Source organism: Sinimarinibacterium arenosum (assembly GCF_005047655.1).
Classification (GTDB): Bacteria; Pseudomonadota; Gammaproteobacteria; order Nevskiales; family Nevskiaceae; genus Solimonas.
In genome coordinates this window covers 23474-31431 of the sequence record NZ_SUKF01000014.1, presented here as the reverse complement: position 1 = coordinate 31431, position 7958 = coordinate 23474, and the positions used below count along the sequence as shown (strand labels likewise).

Here is a 7958-nt window from a genome sequence, read left to right as displayed (position 1 = left end):
TTACATCGAGGTCTTCTACAATCGAACCCGACGTCACAGCCATCTCGGCGGCGTCAGTCCCGAGGCCTTTGAACAGGCTGCTTTGTGAGGCGCCGGATTGTCTACTGCTCTGGGGGAAGTCCACCCCTAGCCAAAGCTCAAATGTGCCTCCCTCCAAGTATCGGACATGCACCATATCAAACGACTTCACAACGTCATTTGAAGCTGTGAGGTAGTGAACGCGGGGAGCGAACGGAACTGTTTTAAAAAAGTCGCGGCAAATGGCGTGAAGGATTATTTCACCAACTTCACCGCGCCTTTTATAGTTGTCACTGGTGTAGATGCGGACGGCAGCTTGCTGAAGCCGAACATACATGTTGGCGTGACTGACGTTCAGCTCCTCCTCCACGAGGGCATAGTCCGCAATCCATTCCATGATATGGGCCGCCAGGGCGTCACAGCGCCACTTTTGAAGTTCGAATCCGGCACAGTACAGAGCTTGCCCTTCGTTCGCGGTCGTCGAGTCATACAGACAGGTGAGGAGCCGCTCTGGAAGATTTGCATATGCGTTCAAAGAGTCACCACTCTCGTCTCAATTTGGCCGTCTTGCTGCGCCTGTCTGCCGCAATTTCACGCAGCCCAACGCCTAGATTAAGGGCGCTGCCCCGCCGAAGGCGGGGACGTTGGCCCTTGAATCGCTTGCTGGGGTTCATGCTCCAGAGCTCCTGAGGTGGTTGGAGCGATATACGAAATCTCGTTCCACTCCTCGCTTGAGTGCAAATAAGTCTCAACTTTCGGTGTTTCCATGCCGGCGATCTTTGCGACCTGCAATAGGCAGCTATGAATATGAAAGCGGAGTTGTTGGAGTGCCGAGAAATACTGCTCCCTGTCATCGGGCGGGCGCATGGTGCCGTGCGCCTCGACTAACGCGCGGGCCTCTTGATGCTCTGTGTCCGTCAAAAACTGGCGAATTCCTTCTGCCATGTACTCGATGAGGAGGTACAAGCCGCCATTATGGAGATGGGATAGCTCTACTTGCTTCTCAACGAGAATCTTCCGAATCTCCTGTATCGACGCCAACGATCGGTCGATACAACTATCACAGCACTCTTTTGAGTTTAGGACGCGCTTGTCCGGAAGGCGCACCATAAGCTCTCTTGCAACCTTCTTCTCAATGTCGTCGGGCTTTACCGAAACCGTGATGAAGGGCAAGTTGATGCTGACATCTCCACCGTACTTTCTTGCAAGGCGCTGCGCCTTCTCAAAGAGCGCGTCGAAACGAAACTTCACTGTCGTCTCCTTGACGCCCATCGCCCCTGTTCACCCGCGACCCTGTCGTCGCGAAGTGGCGGCAGGGACGTCGGGTGGAACCAATTGTTGGACTGCATCTCTCGTTCCTTTTCGCTCGACTCTCACGAGCTCATCAGCAGGCTGGGCCTGTAAGGGAGGCGGGACTCCCAAGAAGCGATGACTGCCTTCTCTGTACGACACACAAACGATCGGAGCATCTCCTTAGCCTTATTGATCATATGAGTACCCTCCTTTTGGATTGACTGCGCAATAACGGAACAGGTTTCTGAAACAACAAACCCAACCAGAAAGCTGGTTGGCCCAACTGCAACATAAACGAGGCCCGTCATCATCAGTCTCAGGAGGCCGCCTCTGAGAGACACGCAGCGGTGTTTCGACAAGTTGTCTATGCAGTCCAACGCCAATTCAACGAAAAAATGCCATATAACCCGGACCTCTCGGATGTTCCGTGTCAGCAATTTGCTGGACCAATAGAAATGGCAGGGCACATCGAGGCGCATCCGGGAATTGGGTCACTGCGTGCTGCAGTGCGCCCGCCGCAGATCGATCGGTTGCGGATGTAACCCGAGCGTCACAGCTTCCGAGGTGACGCGGAAGCGACGGATTTGCCATTAGTTGGTGCAGTGAGCATCTGGAGATTTCCGCGCGACGCGGCGGCAGACGGTTTCCGGCTGCGGACTGCTGGCGATGATGCGCTTCTTTCAAAGCTGTCCCTCCCTGTTTTACCGGCTCGACGGGACGGGTCGGGCGCAGCGGTTACGTTTCAGCTGTGAAAACGTTGTTAGCGGATTAAACACCCGCCCGCATCGGGCGGCAAGCGAAGCCCGGATTGTTGCCGCTACCAATGTGCTGCCCATTCCGGTGCGGGCTGTGGGGCCGGCGTCAGGGCGCTGAGATCGATGTCGTATTCGATCTGAGGCTGGGGATCGAGGCGACGTCGTTGCAGATGACCATCGCGTGTCGCCAAAAGCAACGCGCCGTCGCGGGTCCAGTCCGCCCATTGCAGGTCGTGCAACAGGGTTGTCTGCTCGCGTTCGATCAGGTGATAACGCACGCGGAGTCCGTCCACGGCTTGTGCGCGGCCGAATTCGCCGCCGGGCCAGCCGAGGCTTTCGACACGCAGTTCACGTTCTCCGCCGGGTTGGCGTTTGATCAGGATGGCGTTGCGGTGCTGATCCCACACGTCCTGCGGATCACGCGGTGGACAGTCCGGGGCTTCGCCCCAGCCGTGCTGGCGCTCGGTGGCGAACTGTATCGGCGGTGTGGGCTGCAGTGCGTAGGGCATCGGTAATGCGATGGCGTGTGCCGGGTCGTCGTCGGGGGCGGCGAAGTGATAGCCGCGTGTCCAGGTGCCGTCGGTGGCGAAGGCGTGCAGTGCCTTCAGCCAGGGCAGGCGGGAGATGGCGATGTAGGCGTCGCCGTGTGGCCAGTTCGCGTGTGGCTTTGCGGTGCCCGGTGCGTGTGCGCCCGGAGCATGAGCGAAGTAACAGAGGTAGCGGCCATCCGGCGAAACATCACTGCGCCGGGGAAACAGGCGGCCGTGCAGCCAGGCGCCGGCTTCGTATTCGCCGGTGTCGATCCACCAGCGGCCGACGTGACTCCAGTCGCTCGGGCCGCGCCGGAACACGGCAACGACGGGCGCCGATGTCGCGGGGATGCAGTAGAGGCGCGGAGCGGCGGACATGATCGTTATTGCAGTCAGGTCGTCAGGATAACGGGCGGCAACCCGGCGCCGCAGGCGCAGTAAACAACTCACATCCGAATCTGAAAAACCGCCTGGTTCTCACGCTGACCATTCACTCGGTTTGCGCCAGCATCCACGCCGCGCCGGTGTAGATGAGGCCGACGACGTACAGCGTGCCGAAGATCAGCTTGTTGTTCTTCGCCAGCCACAGCGGCAGATAGATGTCGAAGTTGTCGCGACGGTCGTCGGTGTAGTGGGCGGCAACGCCGGTGAGCGGGCAGCGCCAGCGATTGAAGGCCAGGATCAGCACTTCGACGAACACCGCCGCGGCCAGACCCAGTGCGGCGCGGTGGTGGCCGAGGAACGTGGCGAGGGGCATGCCGATGACGCAGCCGGCGAAGAGCGCCCACACGACGGTATGGGCGAGCTTGATCGCGATCAGTCGTGTATGTGCGGTGGCCATGCGGCGCTAGCGGGGCGGGTGCTCGCGCCCGCGCAGTCCCCACAGCGCCAGCAGGCAGGTGCTGACCATTGCCAGGGACAGGCTGACGAGGCCGAAGTCCACCAGCGCCTCCTGCCACGCCGCGCCGCTGTAGCCGGCGCCGGCCAGCGGCGTGTTGCGGCTGGTGCCGAAGGCAGCGGCCAGCAGGGTGGTGCCCCAGTTGACGTAGGTGCCGTAGAGCGCGAGCCAGAACAGCGCGGTCTGGCTGCGTGCGCTGAGGCTGAGATGTCGCCATGCGAGCCCGAGTGCGAGCAGGAAGGTGCCGTTCATGACGCCTTCGAGATGCGAGGCGAGACCCATGCGCGGGTTGTGCAGCGCCGGCACGACAAAGCCGACGATGAGTCCGAGTAGAAACAGCAGAACGCCATGCCATAGCAGGCGGCGTGCGTATGCGGTGTTCATGTCAGCCCCCGAATTCATGCTCCGTGCCGGTAGCTTAGCCCGCCACGCTTGTATGCACTTCCCTGCTTTGCGTCGCCCGCGGCAGAAAGCCCGGCTTGTTTTGGAGCCGGTGGACTGCACACGACCATTCCGCGGGGATAGACTGCACGGCCAGACAGTGCAGGCCGATGTTCATCCAATGACGCGGACCGAAAATCTAACGGTGATGTTTACCGACATCGTCGGCTATACCGAACGCACCTCGCTGCAATCACGCGCTCAGAATCGCGCGATGCTCGACGATCACAACCGTCTTCTGTTTCCGCTGATCGGCTATTTCGGCGGGCGGCGTGTGAAGTCGATTGGTGACGCCCTGCTGGTGACGTTTCGGTCCCCCACCGATGCGGTTCACTGCGGCATGGCGATGCACGATGCGTTGGCGGAGTACAACACGAGCCGTGCATCGGAAGACCAGATTCACATCCGCGTAGCGATCAATGTTGGCGAGGTGCGGGTGGATTCGCGCGATGTGTTCGGTGAGGCGGTCAATGTTGCCTCCCGTGTAGAGGGCATGACGCCCCCCGATCTGATCTATTTCACCGAAGCGGTCTATCTGTCGATGAACAAGGCGGAGGTGCCGAGCGCCCCCGTCGGCAAGGTCAAGCTGAAGGGCATCCCCGAAGAGGTCATGCTGTTTCAGGTTCCGATCCGGCAGGTGAACCGTCTGGTTGCGGGAGGCGAGGACCTGGAGGCCAGTACCGGCATATTGCTGTATGGCGGTATGCACCGATCAGCGGAAAAACGTCCCGGCATCCCGAATCTGCTGAGCCGGGTTCGCGCCGTAAAGCTGCCTGCGCTGAATGGAACCTCGACAGGCGGCCGCAGAGTGCGGGTGCTTGCGGCGGTGTTGCTGGTGGTGGCGCTGGGCGCTGCGCTGTGGAGCGCGTTGCCGGTGCTGTTGCCGGCGTTGCAGCAGGTCGCCGCGGGTGTGCCGGGTGCAGTGGGGGGCGAGTTGGCGGGCGACCCTGATGATGTTGGCAGTGAGGAGATGGCGCCGAGCCCTGCGCCGGATCCGCGTGCCGAGCAGCAGCGTCTCGCCGGGGATTGGCTGGCCAGAGGGCATGCCGCGTTCGAGGAAAACCGCAGACGTGATGCAGTCCCTGGCTACGAGCAGGCGCTCAGTCTGGATCCCGCATTGCAGGACGACGCGTTACTCGCGCGCAATCTGGTTGCATGCCTGAGTTGGGCCAGTGATCTGGCGATTCCGTTGATCAGGCAGTATCCGAGCGCACCCATCATCGCTGCTCTGGCTGCGCGCACGGCGGTTGACGACAAGGGCGGCATGCGAGCAGTTGCGTTGCTGCGCGAGCTGGGACTTGCCGATCGCGTGGATCCCGTCACGGTGGCGCTCGAAGACCTCACCGCTGCCAGGACCTGCGAGGACAAGCTTGCCGTCGTCAAACGGTTGCGCGTTCTGCGCAGTCCGCGCAGCTTGCCGGCGTTGAAGGCAAGTGTGGGCAGCGGGGTTGGCGACTGGTTTCGCAATCGATGCTTTAGAAGCGAGGCCAATCACGCGATTGAGGAGATCAAGAATCTGGACGCGGTTTCCAACGGCTGAGGCGCCATGCTTCTGAGTTGGAGGTCGTGTATCTCCAACGCGCCAGGGCGCAGCGGCATGGCTGTCTGCGCGGGCGCGTTGTCCGATGCGGTGGGCGGCGTCTATGCTGGCCCGCAACGAAAACACGCCATTGGCAAAGGAGATGCGGCATGAGCGTTCACCAGTACACGATGCAATCGATCGAGGGACAGCCGAAGCCGCTGTCGGATTACGCGGGCAAGTGGTTGCTGGTGGTGAACGTGGCCAGCCAGTGCGGGCTGACGCCGCAGTACGCCGGGCTGGAAGCGCTGCAGCGCAAGTACGCGGAGCAGGATCTGGTGGTGCTGGGTTTTCCGTGCAACCAGTTCGGTGCGCAGGAGCCGGGCAGCGAGGACGAGATCAAGCAGTTCTGCGAGACCAAGTTCGACGTGAGCTTTCCGCTGTTCGCCAAGATCGAGGTGAACGGCGCAGGCGCGCATCCGCTGTACCGCACGCTGGCGAGCACCTTGCCGGGGCCGGAGTACGACGAGGCGGCCTTGGCGTCCGACCGCATGGCGCAGTTCCTGAAGAGCAAGTTCCCGGACTATCTGGCGCCGGACGCGATCCGCTGGAACTTCACCAAGTTTCTGGTCGGCCCGGACGGCGTGCCGGTGCAGCGCTACGAACCGGCGGTGACGCCGGAGCAGATCGACGCCGATCTGGCGACGCGGCTGGGCTGAGGCGGGTTCGGTCCGGGTCGGCTGCGGGCCGGGCGGGCGAATAGATTAGTTTTTCTGAATTAAACGATCGAAAAATTTCATTTGCTGCAGCGCAACAAAACCGGCTGAATGACAGTCGAAAGATCAGTCGTGGAGTTTCACCCCGGTTCGGGGTGGCACGAATGGTTTGGAGAGTGTCATGGAAAGCTATGCAGCGCCCTTTGTGAACTTCGTGTTGTGGTCCACCGGCCTGTCGTTGGCCGCCCTGGTGCTGACGATCTGGTGGGATCAGCGTGTTGCCCGGCAGCAGCGCCCCGCCGTTTCCGCGCCGAAGGCGCCGGTCGCACACCAGACGCCGCTGCATCGCCGCGGAGCCAACGATCCGCATCTGCCGCGCGCGGCCTGAGCGCTTGCGCTCCTGCCCCGTAGTTCCTGATGACTTATGCGTGCTGCCTGAAGGGTTTCAGGTAGCACCGCCTTCACGCCGGTAGGTGACCACCAGAACGTCGCGATAGGCCGGCAGCGCCGCATCCAGCGGCTGTACCGCGGTGACGCCGTGGTAGACCTCATGGTCGTCGACCAGCGCGGTGTCGAACGGACGCGTCAGCGTGAAGCTGCCCAGCTCGCGTCCGTCCAGCGCGTGAATGCGCGTGGTGCCGCTGGCGATGTTGTGGCGGCAGACCATCAACACCAGCACGTGATCCACGCCGTCGCGATGCATGCCTTCCGGCGTCGGCAGGCCGGCCTGCTCGGGGTGGGCTTCGATGCGGAACTGGTGGACTTCCACTTTCCACCGCGTGTCGGCTTCGTCATCGCGCGCGAACACGGTCGCGCCGAAGCGCAGCACCGTGTCCAGCGTGTCGCCGTGGGCGATGGCGTCTTCGATCGGTGAGAACCAGCGTTTCACGCCGCCGTTGAGCGGGTTGTAGTCGAGGCTCTGGTAATGCGGCTGGTGCGGCTGGCGTACCGGCGCCTCAGCGCCGTGCAGATGGAACACCGCGTGGCGGCGCCGGCGGTAACGGCCGCCGTCGGCCATGTGCTGATCCAGCTCCAGCCGGGCCCAGCTTGCGGCGAACGCCGGCCAGTCAGTGAGCGTGCCGGTGGCGTTCAGCAGCGCATGCATGCGCTCGGCCTCGACAAAGGCGAAGTGCGCACGCGCCAGTGCCTGCTGCTCGGGCAGCGGGCGGACGATCAAATCCTGAGGGGGCGGCAGTGTGCTCATCGTGGAGCCGCCGCGGGGCGACGGGCGCGGCTTTATGCCACGCGCGCCGGGCGCCGTCAAAGCCGTGCGGGATTCAGAACACCGCCTGCTCGCAGCGTTGCTTCAGTGCCGCCGCGTGGCGCTCAAAGCCGTCCTGCACCTGGCGGATCGGCGCGAGCCCGGCCAGCAGGCCGGTCAGCTTCTCACTGGTGTGATAGCGGCAGCGTCCGGCATCCAGTGCTTCGACGATCTGCGGCCGCTGGCCGCGCACCAGAAACAGCGTGTGCAGCGGGCCGAGAAAAACGTACTGCAGGTGCGCGCGGACGACGCCGTCGTTGCCCGGCGCCGGCGGTTCGAGCCGGGTGATGCGCTCGCGCGTTGTTGCGCGCATGCCGCTGCTGAAGTTCACGTGCAGGATCAGATCGGCACCGACCCTGGGGCCGCCGGCCGGCGTGTCGATCCGTGTGATGAAGGGATTCCATTCGCTGTAGCGATCGGTCGCCAGCATCGTCTGCCACACCCGCTCGATCGGCGCGTTGATGATGACTTCGGCTTCGGCGTAGGCCATGCGGCGGGGCTCCTGATCTGTGCTTTGCGGTCAGGAT

Annotated in this window: 10 protein-coding genes and 1 pseudogene; 4 read left to right on the top strand and 7 right to left on the bottom strand. The window is 62.7% G+C overall.

Annotated elements, in window-relative coordinates; all coding sequences use genetic code 11:
- Nucleotides 1-88: IS3 family transposase (locus E4T66_RS21900; protein ID WP_367396750.1), on the top strand; the 88-nt coding region annotated here is incomplete at its 5' end.
- 96 nt (nucleotides 89-184) lie between these two features.
- Here E4T66_RS21900 and E4T66_RS21765 read toward each other — a convergent pair.
- The 5 genes and pseudogenes from E4T66_RS21765 to E4T66_RS20855 all read right to left on the bottom strand — a co-directional run.
- Nucleotides 185-415: pseudogene (locus E4T66_RS21765) on the bottom strand (Hachiman antiphage defense system protein HamA); the annotation flags it as partial.
- 215 nt (nucleotides 416-630) lie between these two features.
- Entirely contained in the window at nucleotides 631-1269 is a 639-nt protein-coding gene (locus tag E4T66_RS20870; RefSeq protein WP_136852004.1) for a hypothetical protein, read from the bottom strand.
- 859 nt (nucleotides 1270-2128) lie between these two features.
- Nucleotides 2129-2974, bottom strand: coding sequence for a hypothetical protein (locus tag E4T66_RS20865; RefSeq protein WP_136852002.1), 846 nt, complete (start codon nucleotides 2972-2974; stop codon nucleotides 2129-2131).
- A 112-nt stretch (nucleotides 2975-3086) separates the two neighbouring features.
- Nucleotides 3087-3437, bottom strand: coding sequence for a hypothetical protein (locus tag E4T66_RS20860; protein ID WP_136852000.1), 351 nt, complete (start codon nucleotides 3435-3437; stop codon nucleotides 3087-3089).
- A 6-nt stretch (nucleotides 3438-3443) separates the two neighbouring features.
- A complete protein-coding gene (locus E4T66_RS20855) occupies nucleotides 3444-3878 on the bottom strand; it encodes a hydrogenase (RefSeq protein WP_136851998.1) in 435 nt (144 codons plus the stop codon).
- A gap of 178 nt (nucleotides 3879-4056) precedes the next feature.
- On the opposite strand from E4T66_RS20855, the gene E4T66_RS20850 reads away from it, so the two are divergent.
- From E4T66_RS20850 to E4T66_RS20840, 3 genes are all read left to right on the top strand, one after another.
- On the top strand, nucleotides 4057-5475 hold the full coding sequence (locus tag E4T66_RS20850) for an adenylate/guanylate cyclase domain-containing protein (protein WP_169577757.1): 1419 nt from the start codon (nucleotides 4057-4059) through the stop codon (nucleotides 5473-5475).
- Between the two features lie 149 nt (nucleotides 5476-5624).
- On the top strand, nucleotides 5625-6173 hold the full coding sequence (locus tag E4T66_RS20845; protein WP_136851994.1) for a glutathione peroxidase: 549 nt from the start codon (nucleotides 5625-5627) through the stop codon (nucleotides 6171-6173).
- 178 nt (nucleotides 6174-6351) lie between these two features.
- Nucleotides 6352-6558: a hypothetical protein gene (locus tag E4T66_RS20840; protein ID WP_136851992.1), complete on the top strand. Its 207-nt coding sequence runs from the start codon at nucleotides 6352-6354 to the stop codon at nucleotides 6556-6558.
- A gap of 57 nt (nucleotides 6559-6615) precedes the next feature.
- Here E4T66_RS20840 and E4T66_RS20835 read toward each other — a convergent pair whose 3' ends face one another.
- The gene (locus tag E4T66_RS20835; protein ID WP_136851990.1) at nucleotides 6616-7374 is read right to left on the bottom strand and encodes a 2OG-Fe dioxygenase family protein; all 759 of its coding nucleotides are present in this window, start codon (nucleotides 7372-7374) and stop codon (nucleotides 6616-6618) included.
- A gap of 73 nt (nucleotides 7375-7447) precedes the next feature.
- Entirely contained in the window at nucleotides 7448-7921 is a 474-nt protein-coding gene (locus tag E4T66_RS20830; RefSeq protein WP_136851988.1) for an SRPBCC domain-containing protein, read from the bottom strand.
- Nucleotides 7922-7958: the final 37 nt, after the last annotated feature.